This is a genomic window from Vibrio sp. 2096 (genome assembly GCF_033339595.1).
In the GTDB taxonomy this organism is placed as follows: Bacteria; Pseudomonadota; Gammaproteobacteria; order Enterobacterales; family Vibrionaceae; genus Vibrio; species Vibrio alginolyticus.
Genome location: NZ_JAWOUX010000049.1, coordinates 1 through 1699, shown reverse-complemented (window position 1 = coordinate 1699; position 1699 = coordinate 1). Strand labels below are relative to the sequence as shown.

General features: G+C 45.8%; 1 protein-coding gene and 1 pseudogene. One reads left to right on the top strand and one right to left on the bottom strand.

The window, feature by feature from the left end:
- Positions 1-31 precede the first annotated feature (31 nt).
- Positions 32-991: a chromosome partitioning protein ParA gene (locus tag R7Q41_RS23905; protein WP_318144698.1), complete on the top strand. Its 960-nt coding sequence runs from the start codon at positions 32-34 to the stop codon at positions 989-991.
- 70 nt (positions 992-1061) lie between these two features.
- Here R7Q41_RS23905 and R7Q41_RS23900 read toward each other — a convergent pair.
- Positions 1062-1699 (bottom strand): annotated as a pseudogene (locus R7Q41_RS23900) (tryptophan--tRNA ligase); the annotation flags it as partial.

Sequence of the window (1699 nt, the reverse complement as noted above, 5' to 3'; positions counted from 1 at the left end):
ATCACTTCCCTGTCAGCGCCGTGATCAAGCCATGAAGCTCAGCTTACTAATCACTGTGTCCGCCGTTTTGGCGGGCATAGTTTGGTTTTCAGTCAATGTCGACGAGCGCGATCACTTAACGCAGCTTTCTTCGGAGTTACAGGATAAATCAATCGCATTGGTTGATAGTGATTCGACACTACCCCCGCACCAAAGCAGTACTCAAAAGTCCAAGTCAAAATCAGACAACATGCCCACAGAGATTCAAGATCTTGCAGAGCGACTAAACCGTTCTAAAGGTCGAGCATTGAAAGCAGAAATCGAGACGTTTTGGCACACCTGTATGTCCGAGCTCAATTGCGAATCCAAACTTAATGAACTAGCTATAGATTTGTCTGCAGAGCGTTTTAATTTGTTAGCGAACTACCATCAACTCGATGGTCTTTGGCAACAAAGCGTTGGCAATTTGTTGTTTGATGAGCAGCAACCGCTCGCCTCTCGTGTCGAACGATTAAAATCCGAAGCGAGAAAGATTTGGGGAGAGCTCGCCGAGGTGATTTTCGCCGATGAGTTCGCACTTTATGATTTCAGCTTACAAGCCGAGCAACTTGATGCCGTATCGGCTCAAGATTACGTGAAAGCATTCGAGGATTTAGTCACCGAATGGCAGGGGAACGAAAACGCCTTGGGGTTAGACAGCAACCAAACAAAATATGAACGAGCGGTGGCTCTGATCCCTGCAAGTATGAAGGGGTTCGAGAGACAAACCTTGATTCAAGAATTGCAGAAAAACTATCTGTCTGAACAAGAAAGCAACCAAATCCGCACTCGTGAACAACAAATAGCAAAACAAAAGCAGCAAGTTCGCAGTTATCAAACCGAGCTAAAACAGCTCGAATCCAGATTGGCAACGCAAAGAGCCACCAGCCACGCGAGTTGGTCTGAATCTGACTGGCAGCGTTACTATCAACAAGAGATAGCGAATTTTCGTCGCGAGTTCTTTGCTTCATAAGGTGCGCATACAAAAAAGCACGTAGCAGGTTAGCTTTCGTGCCTTTTTACTTTGTGCTCCCGAACCTATTTCAGAACAAGTTCAAGCCAAACACACTCTTAACATCGGACAAAACTTGTTCTGTTTTTTCTCGAGAGACTTGGCTGCCATGTTTAAGAATCTCAATAAGTTGCGCTTTGTCATTCAAATACAACGCCCGTTTCTCTCGGATCGGACGCAGCATTTCTTGAAGGCATTCTTCCAATACTTTTTTCGTGGTTCCATCTCCTAGCCCGCCACGGCGATAGTGCGCTTTGAGTTGCTCGACATGCTCTTTGTCAGAGTGAAAAGCATCGAGATAAGTGAACACAATGTTGCCTTTTACTTGACCAGGGTCTTCGATGCGCAAATGGCTTGGGTCGGTGTACATGGATTTTACTGCAGCTGAGATTTCCTTTTCAGTCGCCCCTAAGTTAATGGCATTGCCCATGCTTTTCGACATTTTATTTTTGCCATCAGTACTCGGTAAACGTGGCGCATCACTAAGCAACGGCCGGCACTCTTTTAGGATCTCTTGTCCACCAAGGTGGTTAATCTTTCTCACGATTTCATTCGTTTGCTCAAGCATTGGTCATTGATCATCCCCAACCGGAACAAGTGTAGCGCGAAAACCCGTTATATCAGCGGCTTGAGAAATTGGGTAAGTCAGGAACCCTGCAGGAATTGAAC

Bases quoted from the DNA above. Each gene is read 5' to 3' on its own strand.
- R7Q41_RS23905 (WP_318144698.1), top strand. From the start codon at position 32: ATGAAGCTCAGCTTACTAATCACTGTGTCCGCCGTTTTGGCGGGCATA.